The following is an 18334-nucleotide window of genomic DNA, read 5'->3' as shown; positions in this document are numbered from 1 at the left end:
ACTTGACCCGGAATGCTCAAGGGAAGGCGGGACATGCTGTCGGACGAGCCTCACGCTCACGCGCCGGAGGGTGCGGCCACCGAAGCGGTCCCGCCGCCCCGGGTCCTGCCTCAGCGCCAGGTCCTGGCAGACAGTGTGTACGAGGCCATCAAGGCGATGGTGATGGACCACAAGATCAAGCCGGGGGCCCGGGTGGGCATCGAGGCGCTCGCCCGCTACCTCGAGGTGTCGCCCACGCCGGTGCGCGAGGCCCTCGCCCGGCTGGAGGCGGACGGCCTGGTCACCAAGCGGTCCCTCGCCGGCTATCGCACCACCGACCTCCTCACCGTCGAGGGCATCGAGGAGCTCTTCGAAATGCGGCTGCTGCTGGAACCGCACGCCGCGGCGCTGGCGGCCGAGAGGGCCGGTGAAGCCCAACTGGACCGCATGGAAGCGCTCTTGGAGGAGATGCGGGGCGAGCCCGAAGAAGGCGGGAGCTATGCCGTGTACGGCCGGTTCGCCGCCCTCGACCAGCAGTTCCACGACGCGCTCGCCGCGGCGTCGGGGCGCGGTCTCCTCGCGGACGCCGTCGAGCGGCTCCACGCACACCTCCACATCTTCCGCGTCAGCGCCATCGCGGGTGCGGGCCCGGCGACGGTCGCCGAACACGACCGGATCCTGCGTGCCGTACTCAGGCGCAACGCCGACCGTGCCGCACAGACCATGCGGGAACACCTGCAGAGCAGCCTGGAACGCCAGTTGATCTGCATGCGCGAAGACAACTGAGCCGGCGGACGCCCAACAGGCACCCCATCAGTGGGCTTCAGTCCGCGATCGCCTCGGCCACCTCGGTGAGCGCCGCGAGGCTGTGGCCGCTCACGAACGTGTCGCAGTAGGGGAGCGCGGCGGCCATCCCGCCCGCGCGCGGGGCATAACCGGGCGCCGCCTTGCGGGGGTTGACCCAGACGATGCGGTGCGTGAGCCGAGCCAGACGGGCCATCTCGCGTCCGACGGCGCCGGGGTCCTCGCCCTCCCAGCCGTCGGAGAAGATCACCACCACGGCGCCGCGCGCCATGCCCCGGCGGCCGAACCGGTTGTTGAACTCGGCCAGCGCATGGCCGATCCGCGTGCCGCCCGACCAGTCGGACGCGGCGGCGCCCGCTCGCCGCAGTGCGGCGTCCACACCGGCCGGGCCGGTGTGCCGCAGTAGCGGAGTGAGCCGGGTGAGCCGGGTGGCGAAGACGAATGCCTCGGCGGCCACCCCGGCCGCCGCTCGCGGAAACAGACGCAGATAGGCGCGGGTGTACGGCTCCATGGATCGGGAGATGTCGCACAGCAGCACCAGCCGTCGCCGCCGCAGACGGTTGCGGCTGCGGGCCAGCGGCACCGCCTCGCCCCCGGTGCGCTGCCCGACGCGCAGGGTACGGCGCAGGTCGATGCGGCGACCCCGGCGGTCGGCCTCCCGGCGGCGGCTGCGGCGCAGCGGCGCGTTCACCACCAACAGGGCCAGCAGCCGGTCGAGTTCGGCCAGCTCGCCGGGTTCGAGGGCGGCGAAGTCCTTGTGCGCGAGGACCTCGGCAGCGCTGCCCACCGTCCGCAGTTCCTCCGTACGCCGGTCCTTCGAATGGTCGCGGTCCGACACTCCGCCGAGACTGCCCTGCGGCACCGGCGCGTTGGCCGGGTCCCGACCGATTCCGGACGGCACAGCGACCCGCCCGGGCTCGGGACCGTACTCGGCTCCCGACAACGGCGGGGCCTCCCGACGGACGGCGACCGAACGCGGAACCCCCGCGAAGACCGCGTCGAAGACCAGGTCGAACGGCGCGATCTGCTCGCGACCCGTCACGAAGGCCAGCCGTGCCGCCCAGTACAACGCCGTACGGTCCACCGGCGGCAGCAGCCGCAACGCCTCCAGGAACCGCACCGACCGCTCCGGTGTCACCGCCACCCCGGCGCGCCGCAGCTCCTCGCCCAACCGACCACCGAACTCGGCCTGGTCGAAGAGAGGAACGGCACCGGGTTTCACGGCTGCCGGTCCGCGACCAGCCAGCCAAGACCGCGTTCCCGTGCCAACTCCTGGTCCTCCCGGTACTTGAGCAGGGAACCGAGGGTGCTCCGGGCGACATCCGCGTCGAGTCGGGGCACACCGAGCAGGTTCAGCGCGGAGATCCAGTCGATGGTCTCCGCGATACCCGGAGCCTTCTGCAACTCCAGAGTCCGCAGCCGTCGTACGGCGGCCGCGACCGCGACCGCCAGCTCCCGCGATGTCCCGGGCACCCGACGGCGCACGATCTCGACCAGCCGCTCGGTGTCCGGATAGTCGATCCAGTGGTAGAGGCACCGGCGCTTGAGCGCGTCGTGCAGATCACGGGTGCGGTTGGAGGTGAGCACCACGACGGGCGGCACGGTGGCCCGGATGGTGCCGATCTCGGGGATGGTCACGGCGGCTTCGGCGAGCACCTCCAGGAGGAACGCCTCGAAGTCGTCGTCGGCCCGGTCGATCTCGTCGATGAGGAGGACGGCGGGTGCGGGCCCCGGGTGGGTCAGCGCGGCGAGCACGGGCCGTCGGAGCAGGTAGTCCTCGCTGAACAGGTCCGCCTCGGTGAGCTGTTCGTGCCGGGCCTCCGCGAGCCGGATGCCGAGCAGCTGCCGCGGATAGTTCCACTCGTACAGCGCCTCGGCGGCGTCCAGACCGTCGTAGCACTGCAGCCGGATCAGCGGGCTGCCCAGTATTCCGGCCACCGCCTTGGCCGCCTCCGTCTTCCCGACGCCCGCCTCGCCCTCCAGAAGCAGCGGCTGGGGGAGCCGCAGGGCGAGGAAGAGGGCGGTGACCAGACCGTCGTCGGCGAGATAGCCCAGTGAGTCCAGCGCGGCGCGCAGACTCCCCACGCCCGGCAGGCAGCGCTCGACGAATTCGCTCACGAGGTGTCGGCCTCCGGGTGACGGGCGGTTTCCTCGTAACCGGCGGGGTCCTCCTCGTATGCGGCACGGCAACCGGCGCAGCAGAACCAGCGGCGGTCGCCGCCGCCCGCCTCGGAGTACGGGGTGTTGTCCGCGACGGCGACCGTCATGCCGCACACGGGGTCGACGGCCGTCAGGGATTCCTCCGTCTCCGGGGACCGACCGCTCACCGCCTGGATGACCTCCGCCAGGATCGACACGGCGACCTCGCCCGGTGTGCGGGCGCCGATCCACAGTCCCGCCGGGGTGTGGATCCGCGCGCGCTGCCCGGCGTCGAGATCCAGCCCGGCCAGCACCGCGGCCCCACGCCTGGGGCTGGCGACAAGACCGATGTACGGCACCTCCGCGCGCACCGCCGACAGCAACACCGGTTCCTCGTCCCGGCCGTGCGAGGCGATCACCACTGCCTGGGTCCCGGCCAGCGAGTCCGGGGTGATGCCGTCGACGCCGGCCGAGGTGATGTCGTAACCGAGCACCGGCCCGAAGGCGGCCAGGGAGCGGGCGATGGGGGACTCACCCACGACCACCACACGCGGCGCGGGCCGCAGCGGCTCCAGGAAGATCTCCAACTCCCCGCCGGACAGGCAGGGGTTGGCGACACGCACCGCTCCCTCTTCGACAAGTGGCTGCCCGGTGCCGTCCGTTGTCTCCTCCGGCGAGATGCGGAGCAGCAGCGACTCGCCGCTCCGCAGGGTCCGCAGCGCCTGGACCCGTACCGTCGCCTCCGCGCAGACGCCGCCGACGAACCCCTCGATACGGCCGTCGGCGAGGACCAGCGCGATGTCGCCGGGCCGCGCGCTCGCCGGACGGCGGGCGCGTACGACCGTGGCCTTGACGAACGGCACATGGCGTCCCGTCAGTTCGGCCATGCGTGCCTCAAGCAGGGGTGCGCCGGGGCTCATTGGGGCGCCTCCACCTCGCCGTGGCGCATCGCCTGCCACACCCGGCCCGGCGTCAGCGGCATGTCGGCATGGCGTACGCCGATGGCGTCGAGGACCGCGTTGACGACAGCCGGCGGCGAACCGACGGTCGCGGACTCGCCGATGCCCTTGGCGCCGATCGGATGGTGCGGGGAGGGGGTGACGGTGTGGTCGAGTTCCCAGGCGGGGACCTCAAGCGCGGTCGGCAGCAGATAGTCCATGAAGGAGCCGGAGAGGCAGTTGCCGTCCTCGTCGAAGCTGATGAGCTCCATCAGCGCCATGCCGACCCCGTCGGCCAGACCGCCGTGCACCTGCCCTTCGATGATCATGGGATTGATACGGGTGCCGCAGTCGTCCACGGCGATGAAGCGCCGCACCTTCACCGCGCCCGTGCCGGAATCGACGTCGACCACACAGACGTACGCACCGAAGGGGTACGTCAGATTGGGCGGGTTGTAGACGGTCGTCGCCTCCAGATGACCCTCCATCCCGTCCGGCAGCTCCAGCGAACCGTGCGCGGCGAGCGCGATCTCCTGGATCGTCTTCGTCACCGCAGGGTCCCCCGCGACCGACCAACGGCCCTTCGTCCACTCCAGATCGTCCGGGTGGACCTCCAGCATGGCGCCCGCAATGATCCGCGCCTTGTCCCGAACCTTCCGCGCCACCACGGCAGCGGCCGCCCCTGACACCGGAGTTGAGCGGCTGCCGTACGTACCGAGCCCGAACGGCGTCTGGTCGGTGTCGCCGTGCACGACGTCGATGTCCTCGGGCGGGATGCCCAACTCCTCGGCGACGATCTGCGCGAACGTCGTCTCGTGACCCTGCCCCTGCGTCTGCACGCTCAGCCGGACCACCGCCTTGCCGGTCGGGTGGACCCGCAGTTCGCAGCCGTTGGCCATGCCGAGGCCCAGGATGTCCATGTGTTTGCGCGGCCCCGCGCCGACCGTCTCGGTGAAGAACGAGAGGCCGATGCCCATGAGTTCACCACGGGCGCGCTTCTCGCTCTGCTCCTTGCGCAGTTCCTCGTACCCCGCGAGATCCAGGGCCTTGCGCAGACAGGCAGGGTAGTCGCCGGAGTCGTACGTCCAGCCGGTCTTGTTCTCGTACGGGAACTGCTCCGGGCGCAGCAGGTTCCGCATCCTCAACTCGGCGGGATCGGCGCCGAGTTCGGCGGCGAGGCAGTCCACCATGCGCTCGATCAGGTACACCGCCTCGGTGACCCGGAAGGAGCAGGCGTAGGCGACGCCGCCGGGGGCCTTGTTGGTGTAGACGCCGGTGACGTGGCAGTGCGCGGCCTCGATGTCGTAGGAGCCGGTGAAGATGTGGAAGAAGCCGGCCGGGTACTTGGTGGGCTGCGCGGTGGAGTTGAACGCGCCGTGGTCGGCGAGGACCTTGACCCGTACGCCCAGGATCTTCCCGTCCCGGGTCGCGGCGATCTCGCCGGTCATGTGGTAGTCGCGGGCGAAGGAGGTGCTCATCAGGTTCTCGGAGCGGTCCTCCATCCACTTCACGGGCCGCCCGGTGACGATCGAACCGACGACCGCGCAGACGTATCCCGGATAGATGCCGACCTTGTTGCCGAAACCGCCGCCGATGTCCGGTGAGACGACCCGGATCTTGTGTTCGGGGATCCCGGCCACCATCGCGTAGAGGGTGCGGTGGGCGTGCGGGGCCTGGGTGGTGGAGTAGAGGGTGAGCTTGCCGTCGACCGGGTCCATGGAGGCGACCGCGCCGCAGGTCTCCAGCGGGGCCGGGTGGACCCGCGGGTAGAGCATGGTCTGCTCGACGACGACGTCGGCACGCTCGAACACCTCGTCGGTGGCGGCCTTGTCGCCCGCCTCCCAGTCGAAGATGTGGTTGTTCGTCCGGCCTTCCAGGTCGTCCCGGATGACGGGCGCGTCCGCGTCGAGGGCGCGGCGGGCGTTGACGACCGGGTCCAGCGGTTCGTACTCGACGTCGATCAGCTCGATCGCGTCGCGCGCCGCGTAGTGGTCCTCGGCGACGACGAACGCGACCTCCTGGCCCTGGAAGCGCACCTTGTCGGTGGCGAGCACGGCCTGTGTGTCCATGGACAGGGTCGGCATCCAGTCGAGGCCGAGGCCGGCCAGGGTCTCGCCGGTGATCACGGCCTTGACCTTGGGGTGGGCCTCGGCGGCCGAGGTGTCGATGGAGACGATGCGGGCGTGCGCGAACGGGCTGCGCAGTACGGCTCCGTGCAGCATGCCGGGCAGGTGGATGTCGTCCACGTAGTGGCCCTTGCCGCGGACGAAGCGTGGGTCCTCCTTGCGCTTCATCCGGCCGAAGCCGATGGGCCTTTCGTTGGTCGTGGTCATGGCTGACTCCCCGCGGCCTCGGCCTCGTTGCGCGCCGCCCACTGGATGGACCTGACGATGTTCAGATAGCCGGTGCACCGGCACAGCTGGCCGGAGATGGCCTCGCGGATCTCCTGCTCGGACGGATCCGGGTTGCGGTCGAGGAGTGCCCGGCCGGTGAGCATCATGCCCGGGGTGCAGAACCCGCACTGGAGGCCGTGCTGTTCGATGAAACCCTGCTGTACGGGGTCGAGTTGGGCACCGTCCGCCAGGTCCTCGACCGTACGGATCTCGTGTCCGGCCGCCATGACGGCCAGGACCGTACAGCTTTTGACGGGCTCCCCGTCCATCAGCACCACGCACGTACCGCAGTTGCTGGTGTCGCAGCCCCAGTGGGTGCCGGTCAGTTCCAGGTCGTCGCGGAGGAAACGCACGAGCAGATGACGGGGCTCGACCTCCCGGGTGTGGTCCTCGCCGTTGACGCTGACGGTGATCCGCATGTACGTCACGCCTCCCCTGTCGTGGATCCGGCGGCCCGGGCTCGGACGACCGCCCGCCGCAGTGCCCGCCTGGTGAGTTCGCCGGCCAGATGCCGCTTGTACTCCGCGCTGCCCCGGCCGTCGGTGACCGGCGAACAGCTCTCGGACGCCATCCGGCCCGCCTCCTGGTACAGCGCCTCGGACGGTTCGCTGCCGTTCAGCAGGGTCTGGACGGCGTGCAGGTTCAGGGCCCCGGCGCCGACAGCGGCCAGGCCCACGCCCGCGTCGGCGATCCGTCCCCCGCGCAGGGTCAGTGCGGCGCCCGCGGCGGCGACGGCCCAGTCACCGGCCTTGCGCTCGACCTTCTCGTACGCGCTGCCCGCCCCCGGCAGGACCGGGATCCGCACCTCGACGAGCATCTCCCCGACGCCCACCGCCGTTTCGTACGGTCCTTGGTGGAAGTCGGCCATGGCGACGATCCGTTCACCGTCCGACCCGCGGATCACGGCGCGGGCGTGCAGCGCGCCGCACACCGCGGACAGGTCCTCCGAGGGGTCCGCCTGGCACAGGGAGCCGCCGATGGTGCCGCGATTGCGGACCGGCGGATCGGCGATCACCCTCTCCGCGTCGTGGACGATCGGGAAGTGCCGGCCGACCAGCTCCGATTCCAGCAGGGTGCGGTGCCTGGTGAGCGCACCGATGCGCAGTTCGGTCCCGGCCAGTTCGATGTGGTCGAGCTCGTGCAGGTCGTTGATGTCGATCAGGACCTCGGGGCCGGCCAGCCGCAGCTTCATCATGGGCAGAAGGCTGTGCCCGCCGGCCAGCACCCGTGCCTCCTCGCCGTAGCGCCGCAGCAACTCCAGGGCCTCGTCCACGCTTTCCGCGCGCTGGTAGTCGAACGAAGCGGGTACCTGCACGGCACGCTCCCTCCCGGACCGGGTCCGCCCGGCCGGCCCCGGGATGGATGTCCGGGGCCCGCGCGCGAGGAACCATCCGTCGATTGAGGACCCGAACCGGTGTTCGGTGGTCCGGGGGAACTTTCGCGCCACCGGACGCGGTGGTCAACGGCGACTGAAGCGAATGCTTAAGACACCTGCGCAGAGCGGGGTCCAACCGGTCGGACAGCGGTTGTAATGGCGGTCATGACGCTGACTCAGCTCCGCGCGTTCGTCACGGTGGCCCGCCTCGGCTCCGGCAAGGCCGCCGCCGAGTCGCTCGGCGTCACCGAGGCGGCGGTCTCCGGTGCGGTCGCCGCCCTGCGCCGCGAACTCGGTGACGTGCTCTTCATCCGGGCCTCCGGCGGGATCAGCCTCACGCCGGGCGGCAGACGCCTCGCGGCCGGTGCCGCCGAGATCGTCGGCCTCGCCGAGGAGACCCGCCACCGGGTGCGGCAGGCGAGCTCCAGTACCGCGCACCTGCGGGTTGCGTCCACCGAGGCCGGTGCGGAGCAGGTGCTCCCCGCGCTGCTCGCGGCGTTCGGGCGGCGCCAGCCCGACCTGGACGCCGACACCCTCGCCGTGCCGGTCGCGGTCTTCGGCGACCTGCTCCGCGACCGCCGGGCCGATGTCACGATCGGCCCGGCGCCGCACCGCGAACCGGCCATCGAGTCGATACCGTTCCTGCGCTTCCAGCTGGTGGTCGTGGCGGCACCGGATCACCCGCTGCGACACCACCGGCGGCTTGCACCCGGCCAACTCGCCCACGAACCATGGTTACTCGGTCCGGCCGGACTCGACCCGGACACCCTGTCCGGCACCTTCCTCTCCCATATCGGCGTCGAGGCGACCAAGGCGAAGGCCTTCCCCAGCGTCACGGCCTCGCTGAACGCGGTGGCCGCCGGGGCCGGGCTGTCCATCGCCTTCCTGCACGTGGTGCGGGACGAACTGCGGCGCGGGTCACTGGCCGTGCTCGATGTCTCCGGCGCCCGGCTCGGCGGCATGCTGTACGCGAGCGCGCTCACCGGCGAACGGAGGTCGACGACCGCCGCCGCGCTGTGCCGGTTCGTCACGACGCCGGCCGCGACGCAGGCGGTGCTGACCCAATCCAAGGGGGTTCCCATGAACGAGTTCCGCCCGCCGGTCCATGTCACGATCTGGAGCTGAGGGTCTTTCACCGGCTCCGACGGTCTCTCACCGGCTTCGACGGTCTCTCGGCGTGTCTTAAGCAAACCCTGAAGAACGCATTGACGCCCTGGCGGGGCGTGCCCATCGTGTGTCCGTCATGGACTTCACCAACGAGTTCCGAGTGAACCTGCCCGCCGACCAGGCCTGGGCGCTGCTGACGGACGTGGAGCGGATCGCCCCCTGCATGCCCGGCGCCCAGCTCACCGGCGTGGACGGCGACGCGTACAACGGCCTCGTGAAGGTCAAGGTCGGTCCCATGACCGTCCAGTACAAGGGCGTCGTCTCCTTCGTGGAGAAGGACGGCGAGGGGCGGACGGCGGTCCTTCACGCGCGTGGCCGCGACACCCGCGGCCAGGGTAACGCCGACGCCCGGGTCACCGCCCGGCTGACCCCGGACGGCGACGGAACACGGGTGGCGGTGGACACCCGGCTCACCATCACGGGCAAGATCGCGCAGTTCGGGAAAGGGATGATCGAGGAGGTCAGCGGCAAGCTGCTGACACAGTTCGTAGACAACCTGGAGGGGCAGCTCGCGGCCGAGAAGCGGGAGGGGCAGGAGCCGTTGCCCGAGGCCGAGCCGGAGTCCGAGCCCGAGTCCGGATCAGGGGCCTCGGCGGAGACCGCTCCAGCCGCCCCCGCGTCGGACGGCGTCCGCCCCTCGGAAGCCCCCTCCGTCCCCCGCCCGTCGGCCACGGCCGCGCCGGAACCCCTCGACCTGATGAGCGTTGCCCGGGGCGCCCTTCTGAAGCGCGCACTCCCGGCCGTGATCGTCATCGCCGTGATCGTCATCGTGCTCGTTGTCTGGCTCACCGCGGGCTGAAGCCCAGCGGACATCAGGTTTTTTGAGGGGTTCTCGCCCCATAAGCCGAGCTTATGAGGTCATAGATCGAACCCGGCTACTGACTTAGGCTTGCCTTAGTTTAGGCTTCCCGGCGAGTTCGTCTGTTGTCGCTCGAAGGGAACCTGAACATGCCTCGCCCTCTGCGGGTAGCCATTGTCGGAGCCGGCCCTGCCGGGATCTACGCTGCCGACGCGCTGCTGAAGTCCGCAGTGGCGGCGACCGAGCCCGGTGTGTCCATCGACCTCTTCGAGCGGATGCCGGCCCCCTTCGGCCTGATCCGCTACGGCGTCGCCCCCGACCACCCGCGTATCAAGGGCATCGTCAAGGCCCTGAACCAGGTGCTCGACAAGCCCCAGGTCCGCCTCTTCGGCAACGTCGACTACCCGGGCGACATCAACCTCGACGACCTGCGCGCCTTCTACGACGCGGTGATCTTCTCCACGGGCGCGACGGCCGACCGGGCGCTCGACATACCCGGCATCGACCTCGACGGCTCGTACGGCGCGGCGGACTTCGTCTCCTGGTACGACGGGCACCCGGACGTTCCGCGGACCTGGCCGCTCGAAGCGGAGAAGGTCGCCGTCCTCGGCGTCGGCAACGTCGCGCTCGACGTGGCACGCATCCTCGCCAAGACCGCGGACGAGCTGCTGCCCACCGAGATCCCGCCGAACGTCCACGAGGGCCTCAAGGCCAACAAGGCGCTGGAGGTCCACGTCTTCGGCCGCCGCGGCCCGGCGCAGGCGAAGTTCAGCCCGATGGAGCTCCGCGAGCTGGACCACTCCCCGAACATCGAGGTCATCGTCGACCCCGAGGACATCGACTACGACGAGGGCTCGATCACGGCCCGGCGCAGCGAGAAGCAGACCGACATGGTCGCCAAGACGCTGGAGAACTGGGCCATCCGCGACGTCGGCGACCGGCAGCACAAGCTCTTCCTGCACTTCTTCGAGTCGCCCACCGAGATCCTCGGCGAGGACGGCAAGGTCGTCGGCCTGCGCACCGAGCGCACCGCCCTCGACGGCACCGGCAACGTCAAGGGCACCGGCGAGTTCAAGGACTGGGACCTCGGCGCCGTCTACCGTGCCGTCGGCTACCTCTCCGACAAGCTGCCCAAGCTGCCCTGGGACGTCGACTCGGGCACGGTCCCGGACAAGGGCGGCCGGGTGATCCAGGAGACCGGCGAGCACCTGCAGTCGACGTACGTCACCGGCTGGATCCGGCGTGGCCCGGTCGGTCTGATCGGCCACACCAAGGGCGACGCCAACGAGACGGTCGCCAGCCTCCTCGACGACCACGGGAACGGCCGCCTGCACACCCCCGCCGAGCCCGCCCCGGAGTCCGTGGACGCGTTCCTGGCCGAGCGCAACGTCCGCTACACCACGTGGGAGGGCTGGTACCGCCTCGACGCCGCGGAGAAGGCGCTCGGCGAACCGCAGGGCCGCGAGCGCGTGAAGCTCGTCGAGCGCGAGGAGATGCTGGACGCGAGCGGCGCCTGACACCTGGGTACGGGTGTGCTCGGCACGCGGACGAGGCGGTCACCGGAACGGAAGTTCGGGTGGCCGCCTCTTCCTGATCCGCGAGGCGCCGCCGAAGGCTGTCGATCCCGGTGTTTCTTGTTCGACGTAGGAGTGAGAACAGGAAACGACGGACAAGGGAGTACGACCATGCCGAAGCTGCGCGTACACAACGTCACGATCTCGCTGGACGGCTTCGCCGCGGGCCCCAACCAGCGACTCGAGTACCCGCTCGGCGAGGGCTTCGAGGAGGACATGCACGCATGGATGTTCGCCGCGATGCGTGACCGGGCCGAGGGCGGGACGGGGATCGACGTCGACCACGTCGCCCGCAGTGAGGAGAACATCGGGGCCACCATCATGGGGCGCAACATGTTCGGGCCCCAGCGGGGACCGTGGGAGGACGAGACCTGGCGCGGGTGGTGGGGCGACAACCCGCCCTACCACAACGACGTGTTCGTGCACACGCACCACCTGCGGCCCTCGCTGGTGATGGAGGGCGGGACCACGTTCCACTTCACCGACGAGCCCGTCGAGGCGGTGTTGGAGCGGGCGTTCGAGGCGGCGGCGGGCAAGGATGTGCGGATCGGCGGAGGGGCGGCCACCGTTCAGCAGTATCTGCGCGCCGGTCTGATCGACGAGCTGCACTTCGCCATCTTCCCGAATCTCCTCGGGAGGGGTGAGCGCCTGTTCGACAACCTGGGGGACGGGGTCGACGGCTACCGGGTCGCGGAGCTGGTCAGCTCACCGGCCGTCACGCACGCCGTGCTGATGCGTCGCTGACGTGCTCCCGCGGACGAGTGTCAGGGGCCGCAGCAGGCCGACCCGGGCGCGCCCGCCCGCAAGCCGTCCATGACCAGGTCCAGCAGTCGTTGGGCGCGCGGCTGCCACTCGCCGCCCGGGTCGATCATCCAGAGGCCGGCGATGGCGAGCACGAAGTCGTCGGGGGTCACTCCCGGGCGGATGGTGCCCGCTTCCTCGTTCGCCTTGAGCAGGAGGGTGATGGCCGAGGTCATCGGGCCGTACCCCACTTTGGCCAGGGTGCCGTGCGGCGCGCTCGCGGTCTTGCGCAGTGCGTCGGCCAGGCCGGCCTTGGCCATGGCGTACTGGGCGAAGCGGTCCATCCACTCGCGCAGGGCCAGGTCGGGAGCGCGGGTCTCCAGGAGTTGGGCCGCGGTGTCGGCGACCTGCTGCACCTCGTAGCGGTACACCTCGAGGACGAGCGCCTCGCGGTTGGGGAAGTTGCGGTAGAACGTCCCCTGCCCGACGCCGGCCTTCTTCGCGATCGCGCTCAGCGGGGCGTCCGCCGAGCGCGTCAGCTCCGTCAGTGCCACTTCGAGGATGCGCTCGCGATTCCGCTGCGCGTCCGAGCGCAGGGGAGCGCCCTTGTCGTTCGGGTCCGTGTCGTTCATGTCCTCGTCGGGCCGCACTCGTCCTCCTTCCGGCCGGGTCTTGCTAACCGGACAGCTGTCCGTTAGGTTCGTGGTTACCGGACAGCTGTCCGCTTAGAGTCCACTGTAGCGGCAGATCAGGCCAGTGTGGCCGGTCGATGTCCATCGCCACCGACTCCTTCACCCGTATCGCTACGCGAAAGAAGGCCGATCATGGCCCCCTCGACGTCGAGCGCCATCACCCTGAACATCAACGGGGAGAAGCACACGCTGCCCGTCGACCACCGCACCACCCTGCTCGACGCGCTGCGCGAGCGTCTAGACATGACCGGCACCAAGAAGGGCTGCGACCAAGGGCAGTGCGGTGCCTGCACCGTGCTGCTCGACGGACGCCGGGCCCTCTCCTGCCTCCAGCTCGCGGTCGCCGCCGAAGGGCGGACGATCACCACCATCGAAGGGGTGGCGGACGGTGAGCGGCTGCATCCCGTGCAGCAGGCCTTCCTCGACCTCGACGGTTACCAGTGCGGCTACTGCACACCGGGGCAGATCTGTTCCGCCCTCGCGGTGATCGAGGAGCACGCGGCTGGCTGGCCGAGCGCCGTGACCGCCGACGTGCGGCCCGAAGCGGGAGTTCCGGAACTCACGGCCGACGAGATCCGCGAGCGGATGAGCGGCAACCTGTGCCGCTGCGGAGCCTATGTGTCGATCGTGGAGGCGGTCGCGCGGGCCGCGCAGGCTCAGGCGGCCGAGACCGACACAGAGGAGGCGGCGGCATGAGGGAGTTCGACTATCAGCGTGTGTTCGACGTCTCCGGCGCGGTCGCCCTGCTTGGCGCCGACCCCGAGGCGCGCTTCCTCGGCGGCGGTACCAACCTCGTGGACCTCATGAAGGCCGGCGTGGAGCGGCCCGCCCGGCTCGTCGACGTACGAGAACTGCCCCTCGACCGGATCGAGTTCACGCCGGACCACGGTCTGCGCATCGGCGCCACCGTCACCAACAGCGACCTGGCCGCCCATCCCGAAGTGCGGCGCCACTACCCGGCGTTGGCGCAGGCCGTCCTGGCCGGCGCCTCCGGACAGCTGCGCAACATGGCCACCGTCGGCGGGAACCTGCTCCAGCGCACCCGGTGCGGCTACTTCACCGACCTGGCGAAACCGTGCAACAAGCGTGCTCCCGGCAGCGGTTGTCCCGCCATCGAGGGGGAGCACCACAACCACGCGATCCTCGGCGCCTCCGAGCACTGCGTGGCCACCCACCCCTCGGACATGGCGGTCGCACTCGCCGCCTTCGACGCCGTCGTCCGCTACGAAACGGCGGACGGGCCGGGCGAGTTGCCGCTCGCGGAGTTTTACCTTCCGGTGGGAGACACCCCGCACCTGGAGACGGCCCTGCCGCCCGGCGCACTGATCACCGGCGTCACCCTGCCGCCGGCGCCGGTGGCCGCCAACTCCCGCTACCGGAAGGTGCGCGAGCGTGCCTCGTACGCCTTCGCGATCGGCTCGGTCGCCGCCGCTCTCGACGTCCGGGGCGATGTCGTACGTGAAGTGCGCCTCGCCTTCGGTGCGGTGGCGTCCCGGCCATGGCGGGCCCGGGAGGCGGAGCGGGTGCTGACCGGGGGACCGGTGAGCGCCGCCGCGTTCGCCGCCGCGGCCGACGCCGAACTGGCCGCCGCCGAAGAGCTGCCGCACAACGGATACAAGGTGACCCTGATGCGCAACCTCGTCGTGGCCGTGCTGACCGAACTCGCCGAGGAGGCGACCCGATGACGACGCCGACCGCGACGACCGGAACCACCGCCGTGACCCGAGCCGTCGGCACCGCCCACACACGTGTGGAGGGCAGGGCCAAGGTCACCGGAGCGGCCCGCTACGCCGGGGAGATCCCGTACGCCGAACTCGCCCACGGCTGGCTGGTGTTGTCGACCGTGGCCCGCGGCCGTATCCGCTCGGTGGAGGACACCTCCGTCCTCGGGATGCCCGGCGTCCTCGCCGTCCTGCACCACGGGAACGCCCCGCGCCTCGACGGGAACTACATGAGCGCGTTCGGGCCGCCCGACCCGGTTCTCCAGCTCTTCCAGCACGACCGCGTTCCCTTCGTCGGCTGGCCGGTGGCGCTGGTCGTCGCCGAAACGCCCGAGCAGGCGAGGGAGGCCGCCGAGGCGCTGGTGGTCCAGTACGAGAAGGAGCCGCACGACGCCGCGTTCTTCGCCGGGCGCCCGGGGATGTACACACCGGAGAACGCGGAGACGGCGAAAGGGGACCTGGAGTCCGAACTCGCCGCGTCCGCCGTCGTCGTGGACGCCGAGTACGGCACACCCGAGGAACACCACAGCCCCATGGAGCCGCACGCGGCGATGGCGCGCTGGGACAACGGCCGACTCGAAGTGGTCGACTCCAACCAGGGCAGCGGGTTCGTGGCCGGCGAGCTCGCGAACCTGTTCTCGCTCGACCCGGACTCGGTACGCGTGCGGTCCGAACACGTCGGCGGCGGCTTCGGATCCAAGGGGACCCGCCCGCACTCGGTCCTCGCCGTGATGGCGGCGACCGTCCTGCACCGCCCGGTGAGAGTCGTACTGACCCGCCGTCAGATGTTCTCGCTCGTCGGCTATCGCAGCCCCACCGCACAGCGCGTCAGGCTCGGCGCCGACACCGACGGGCGGCTGCGCGCGTTCGACCACCAGGCCGAGTCCTTGACCTCGACCGTCCATGAATTCGTCGAGTCGAGCGCGAACTTCGGGCATGCGATGTACGGCGCCGACGCGCTCCACACGGTGAACCGTGTCGTACGGCTCGACGTGCCGACCCCGAGCTGGATGCGTGCGCCGGGCGAGGCGCCGGGCTCGTTCGCGGTGGAGTCCGCGGTCGACGAACTCGCGGAGAAGTGTGGCATCGACCCGATCGCCCTGCGCGTACGGAACGAACCGGCCGTGGGGCCGGTCTCCGGGATGCCGTTCAGCAGCCGCAACGTCCTCGCCTGCTACCGGGAGGGCGCCCGCAGGTTCGGCTGGGTGGACCGCGACCCGCGTCCCGGCATTCGCCGCGAAGGGCGCTGGCTGCTCGGTACCGGCATGGCGGCGTCGGCGTTCCCGACGCTCTCCGCCCCCTCCACGGCGGCCGTGACGGCGGAGGCGGACGGCACCTTCACCGTACGGATCACCGCGGCGGACATCGGGACCGGGGCCCGCACCGCGCTGACCCAGATCGCCGCGGACGCGCTGGAAATCGGACCCGGCCGGGTCCGAGTGCGAATCGCCGACAGTGACTTCGGCCCCGCGATGATCGCCGGCGGCTCCATGGGGACCCGCTCCTGGGCCTGGGCGATCAACGTCGCGGCGAGCGAGCTGCGGGGCCAACTGGCCCTGGGCGGCGGCATTCCGCCTCAGGGGATCACCGCACGGTCCGACACCTCCGAGGCCGTCGGCGCGCTGACGAAGAGGGAACGGAACGCCTTCGGGGCGCAGTTCGCCGAGGTCGCCGTGGATGTCACCAGCGGTGAGGTGCGTGTACGGCGGCTGCTCGGCATCTTCGCCGCGGGCCGGATCGTCAACCCGCTCACCGCACGAGGCCAGTTCATCGGCGGGATGGTCTGGGGACTGTCCATGGCGCTGCACGAGGAGGCGATCAGGGACCAGGCCTCGGGCGGCCATGTCGGCGCCGACCTCGCGGGCTACCACTTCGCCGCGCACGCCGACATCCCGCCCATCGAGGCGGACTGGGTGGACGACCCCGACCCCGACGACCCCGTCGGGATCAAGGGCATCGGTGAGATCGGGGTCGTGGGCACCGCCGCGGCGATCGCCAACGCGGTCTGGCACGCGACCGGAGTCCGCCACCGGAACCTGCCGATCCGGCCCGACCGCGTGCTGACGGCGACTGCGGGCGGACATGCTTGACCTCGCCGACCAGTTGCACCTGTGGGCCGAGGAAGGCCGGGACTTCGCCGTCGCCACCGTGGTGTCCGTCGGCGGCAGCGCGCCACGAGGTCCCGGCGCCGCCCTCGCCGTCGACAGCCACGGCACGGTCATCGGCTCGGTCTCCGGCGGCTGCGTCGAAGGAGCGGTGTACGACCTCTGCGTCGAGGCGCTGCAGGACGGCCGCACGGTGCTCGAACGGTTCGGCTACAGCGACGAGGACGCCTTCGCGGTGGGCCTCACCTGCGGCGGGGTCATCGAGGTCCTGGTCACTCCGGTGCGCGCGGACGCGGAGGTGTTCAAAGCGGCCCTCTCAGCGGCCGCACGAGGGGAGGCCGCGGCGGTCGCCCGGGTGATCCGGGGCCCGGTCGAACTCCTCGGCAGGGCGATCCTGGTCCACGCCGACGGTTCGTACGAAGGCGGTCTCGCCGGCCCCCGCCCAGCTGATCGCGACGATCTCCCGGCGCTGGACCGGGCGGCGGTGGCGGAGGCCCGCGCGATGCTGGACACCGGTCGCACCGGCACGGTCGAGGTCTCGGAGGGCGGATCGAGCTGCCCCGGCGGAGTGACGCTGTTCGTCGAGACGAGGGTGGAGCCGCCCCGCATGATCGTGTTCGGTGCCGTGGACTTCGCGGCGGCGCTGGTGCGGGCCGGCAAGTTCCTCGGCTACCACGTGACCGTGTGCGACGCGCGACCCGTCTTCGCCACACGCCTCCGCTTCCCCGAGGCCGACGACATCGTGGTCGACTGGCCGCACCGCTACCTCCGGAGCACCGGGACCGATGGACGCACGGTGCTGTGCGTGCTCACGCATGACGCCAAGTTCGACATTCCACTCCTGGAGACGGCCCTGCGGCTGCCGGTCGCCTTCGTAGGCGCGATGGGCTCGCGCCGGACTCACCAGGACCGTGACCGCCGACTGCGCGAAGTCGGCCTCACCGACGGTGAGTTGGCCCGCCTCCGGTCCCCGATCGGGCTCGACCTCGGCGCCCGTACACCCGAGGAGACCGCCCTGTCCATCGCGGCGGAGATCGTCGCGGCCCGCCGAGGAGGTACGGGCGTTCCGCTGACCGGCTCGGGGACGCCCATCCACCGTGACCTGGACGGGAAGCAGGCCGGTACCACTGAGGAAGCCGCGTGACCCGGTGTCGGAAGGCGCCGGACGCCGAAGGCGGGCAGTTCAGGAAGCCGGAGTCGAGTCCACGAGCCAGTCGTACGCTGCCCGTGCGGTGAACTCGGCCTGGCCGCCACGCAGCAGCAGGCCGGCCGTGGCGAACCCCGGGTCGTCGGCCTGCGCGGCGACGTAGGGGATGGCGATGCAGCGCATGCCGGCCGCGTGCGCGGCGGCGGCGCCCGGGGCGGCGTCCTCCAGGACCACGCAGTCGGCCGCGGCCGCCCCCAGGCGGCGTGCCGCCTCCAGGAAGACGTCGGGTGCGGGCTTGCCGTGGGCAACCTCGTCGGACGAGACGACGGTCGGCAGGTGGGAGGCAAGGCCCGTGCCCGTCAGGATCGCCTCGATGGCCTCGGGTGAGGAACCCGAGGCCACGGCCATCGGGACGCCGTCGCCGGCCAGCAGTTCCACGAACTTCCGCATCTCCGGGTACACGCGGGTGGAGGCGCGGGCCAGCTCCAGATAGCGGCGGTTCGTGTCCGCGAGCAGGGTGTCGAGCGGGGCCGTCAGACCGTAGCGCTCCTGCCAGAGGGCGAGCGTCTCCTGGGTGCTGATGCCGATGTAACTCTCGTGGTCCGACCAGGTGAAATCGGTGACGCCGTACTCGGCGAGCGTCTGCCGGCCCGCCTCGAAGTAGTTCGGTTCGCTGTCCACGAGTGTTCCGTCGAGATCGAAGATGACCGCGGTGTCGGCGAGAGTGCTCATGGGGTCCAGGATGCCAATGATCAGCTCC

Annotated in this window: 17 protein-coding genes; 9 read left to right on the top strand and 8 right to left on the bottom strand. The window is 70.9% G+C overall.

Features of this window, described 5'->3' with window-relative positions; all coding sequences use genetic code 11:
• Positions 1-33: 33 nt before the first annotated feature.
• Positions 34-765, top strand: coding sequence for a GntR family transcriptional regulator (locus OG219_RS06730; RefSeq protein WP_266823868.1), 732 nt, complete (start codon positions 34-36; stop codon positions 763-765).
• Positions 766-802: 37 nt separating this feature from the next.
• Here OG219_RS06730 and OG219_RS06725 read toward each other — a convergent pair whose 3' ends face one another.
• From OG219_RS06725 to OG219_RS06700, 6 genes are read right to left on the bottom strand one after another with little or no spacing between them, the layout of a single operon-like run.
• The gene (locus tag OG219_RS06725; protein WP_266823866.1) at positions 803-2005 is read right to left on the bottom strand and encodes a VWA domain-containing protein; all 1203 of its coding nucleotides are present in this window, start codon (positions 2003-2005) and stop codon (positions 803-805) included.
• Positions 2002-2901 carry a MoxR family ATPase gene (locus OG219_RS06720; protein WP_266823864.1) on the bottom strand — a complete coding sequence of 300 codons (900 nt, stop codon included), beginning with the start codon at positions 2899-2901 and terminating at the stop codon, positions 2002-2004. Before OG219_RS06720 ends, OG219_RS06725 begins: the two co-directional genes overlap by 4 nt.
• Positions 2898-3842, bottom strand: a complete 945-nt coding sequence (locus tag OG219_RS06715) for an XdhC family protein (protein WP_266823862.1) — start codon at positions 3840-3842, stop codon at positions 2898-2900. The genes OG219_RS06720 and OG219_RS06715 overlap by 4 nt, the downstream gene beginning before the upstream one ends.
• The gene (locus OG219_RS06710) at positions 3839-6193 is read right to left on the bottom strand and encodes an aerobic carbon-monoxide dehydrogenase large subunit (RefSeq protein ID WP_266823860.1); all 2355 of its coding nucleotides are present in this window, start codon (positions 6191-6193) and stop codon (positions 3839-3841) included. The genes OG219_RS06715 and OG219_RS06710 overlap by 4 nt, the downstream gene beginning before the upstream one ends.
• Positions 6190-6672: a (2Fe-2S)-binding protein gene (locus OG219_RS06705; RefSeq protein ID WP_266823858.1), complete on the bottom strand. Its 483-nt coding sequence runs from the start codon at positions 6670-6672 to the stop codon at positions 6190-6192. Before OG219_RS06705 ends, OG219_RS06710 begins: the two co-directional genes overlap by 4 nt.
• Before the next feature lie 5 nt (positions 6673-6677).
• Positions 6678-7568, bottom strand: coding sequence for a xanthine dehydrogenase family protein subunit M (locus OG219_RS06700; protein WP_266823856.1), 891 nt, complete (start codon positions 7566-7568; stop codon positions 6678-6680).
• A 225-nt stretch (positions 7569-7793) separates the two neighbouring features.
• On the opposite strand from OG219_RS06700, the gene OG219_RS06695 reads away from it, so the two are divergent.
• The 4 genes from OG219_RS06695 to OG219_RS06680 all read left to right on the top strand — a co-directional run bounded on the left by OG219_RS06695 (position 7794) and on the right by OG219_RS06680 (position 11912).
• Positions 7794-8753 (top strand): LysR family transcriptional regulator, encoded by a 960-nt coding sequence (locus OG219_RS06695; RefSeq protein ID WP_266823854.1) that lies wholly within the window; start codon positions 7794-7796, stop codon positions 8751-8753.
• Positions 8754-8871: 118 nt separating this feature from the next.
• Positions 8872-9594, top strand: coding sequence for an SRPBCC family protein (locus OG219_RS06690; RefSeq protein WP_266823852.1), 723 nt, complete (start codon positions 8872-8874; stop codon positions 9592-9594).
• 149 nt (positions 9595-9743) lie between these two features.
• Positions 9744-11111 (top strand): FAD-dependent oxidoreductase, encoded by a 1368-nt coding sequence (locus tag OG219_RS06685; protein WP_266823850.1) that lies wholly within the window; start codon positions 9744-9746, stop codon positions 11109-11111.
• Positions 11112-11279: 168 nt separating this feature from the next.
• On the top strand, positions 11280-11912 hold the full coding sequence (locus tag OG219_RS06680) for a dihydrofolate reductase family protein (RefSeq protein ID WP_266823848.1): 633 nt from the start codon (positions 11280-11282) through the stop codon (positions 11910-11912).
• A gap of 20 nt (positions 11913-11932) precedes the next feature.
• Here OG219_RS06680 and OG219_RS06675 read toward each other — a convergent pair whose 3' ends face one another.
• Positions 11933-12541, bottom strand: a complete 609-nt coding sequence (locus OG219_RS06675) for a TetR/AcrR family transcriptional regulator (RefSeq protein WP_266836024.1) — start codon at positions 12539-12541, stop codon at positions 11933-11935.
• A gap of 192 nt (positions 12542-12733) precedes the next feature.
• On the opposite strand from OG219_RS06675, the gene OG219_RS06670 reads away from it, so the two are divergent.
• Genes OG219_RS06670 through OG219_RS06655 form a run of 4 tightly spaced genes read left to right on the top strand, consistent with a single transcriptional unit; the run spans position 12734 to position 17571 of the window.
• Positions 12734-13297 (top strand): (2Fe-2S)-binding protein, encoded by a 564-nt coding sequence (locus OG219_RS06670; RefSeq protein WP_266823846.1) that lies wholly within the window; start codon positions 12734-12736, stop codon positions 13295-13297.
• Positions 13294-14286 (top strand): xanthine dehydrogenase family protein subunit M, encoded by a 993-nt coding sequence (locus tag OG219_RS06665; protein WP_266823844.1) that lies wholly within the window; start codon positions 13294-13296, stop codon positions 14284-14286. Before OG219_RS06670 ends, OG219_RS06665 begins: the two co-directional genes overlap by 4 nt.
• Positions 14283-16412, top strand: coding sequence for a xanthine dehydrogenase family protein molybdopterin-binding subunit (locus tag OG219_RS06660; protein ID WP_266823841.1), 2130 nt, complete (start codon positions 14283-14285; stop codon positions 16410-16412). Before OG219_RS06665 ends, OG219_RS06660 begins: the two co-directional genes overlap by 4 nt.
• Positions 16405-17571, top strand: a complete 1167-nt coding sequence (locus OG219_RS06655; RefSeq protein WP_266823839.1) for an XdhC family protein — start codon at positions 16405-16407, stop codon at positions 17569-17571. Before OG219_RS06660 ends, OG219_RS06655 begins: the two co-directional genes overlap by 8 nt.
• A 39-nt stretch (positions 17572-17610) precedes the next feature.
• Here the strand turns inward: OG219_RS06655 and OG219_RS06650 are convergent, their stop codons facing one another.
• Positions 17611-18306 (bottom strand): HAD family phosphatase, encoded by a 696-nt coding sequence (locus tag OG219_RS06650; protein WP_266823837.1) that lies wholly within the window; start codon positions 18304-18306, stop codon positions 17611-17613.
• Between the last annotated feature and the right edge of the window lie 28 nt (positions 18307-18334).

The organism is Streptomyces sp. NBC_00038 (genome assembly GCF_026343635.1).
In the GTDB taxonomy this organism is placed as follows: Bacteria; Actinomycetota; Actinomycetes; order Streptomycetales; family Streptomycetaceae; genus Streptomyces.
This window is presented reverse-complemented; position numbering and strand designations above follow the sequence as displayed.

What these genes read in the sequence shown, in the direction of transcription:
- OG219_RS06730 (WP_266823868.1), top strand. Translation starts at nt 34, where the DNA reads ATGCTGTCGGACGAGCCTCACGCTCACGCGCCGGAGGGTGCGGCCACC.
- OG219_RS06715 (WP_266823862.1), bottom strand. Translation starts at nt 3,842, where the DNA reads ATGAGCCCCGGCGCACCCCTGCTTGAGGCACGCATGGCCGAACTGACG.
- OG219_RS06710 (WP_266823860.1), bottom strand. Translation starts at nt 6,193, where the DNA reads ATGACCACGACCAACGAAAGGCCCATCGGCTTCGGCCGGATGAAGCGC.
- OG219_RS06705 (WP_266823858.1), bottom strand. Translation starts at nt 6,672, where the DNA reads ATGCGGATCACCGTCAGCGTCAACGGCGAGGACCACACCCGGGAGGTC.
- OG219_RS06695 (WP_266823854.1), top strand. Translation starts at nt 7,794, where the DNA reads ATGACGCTGACTCAGCTCCGCGCGTTCGTCACGGTGGCCCGCCTCGGC.
- OG219_RS06690 (WP_266823852.1), top strand. Translation starts at nt 8,872, where the DNA reads ATGGACTTCACCAACGAGTTCCGAGTGAACCTGCCCGCCGACCAGGCC.
- OG219_RS06685 (WP_266823850.1), top strand. Translation starts at nt 9,744, where the DNA reads ATGCCTCGCCCTCTGCGGGTAGCCATTGTCGGAGCCGGCCCTGCCGGG.
- OG219_RS06680 (WP_266823848.1), top strand. Translation starts at nt 11,280, where the DNA reads ATGCCGAAGCTGCGCGTACACAACGTCACGATCTCGCTGGACGGCTTC.
- OG219_RS06675 (WP_266836024.1), bottom strand. Translation starts at nt 12,541, where the DNA reads ATGAACGACACGGACCCGAACGACAAGGGCGCTCCCCTGCGCTCGGAC.
- OG219_RS06670 (WP_266823846.1), top strand. Translation starts at nt 12,734, where the DNA reads ATGGCCCCCTCGACGTCGAGCGCCATCACCCTGAACATCAACGGGGAG.
- OG219_RS06665 (WP_266823844.1), top strand. Translation starts at nt 13,294, where the DNA reads ATGAGGGAGTTCGACTATCAGCGTGTGTTCGACGTCTCCGGCGCGGTC.
- OG219_RS06660 (WP_266823841.1), top strand. Translation starts at nt 14,283, where the DNA reads ATGACGACGCCGACCGCGACGACCGGAACCACCGCCGTGACCCGAGCC.
- OG219_RS06655 (WP_266823839.1), top strand. Translation starts at nt 16,405, where the DNA reads ATGCTTGACCTCGCCGACCAGTTGCACCTGTGGGCCGAGGAAGGCCGG.
- OG219_RS06650 (WP_266823837.1), bottom strand. Translation starts at nt 18,306, where the DNA reads ATGAGCACTCTCGCCGACACCGCGGTCATCTTCGATCTCGACGGAACA.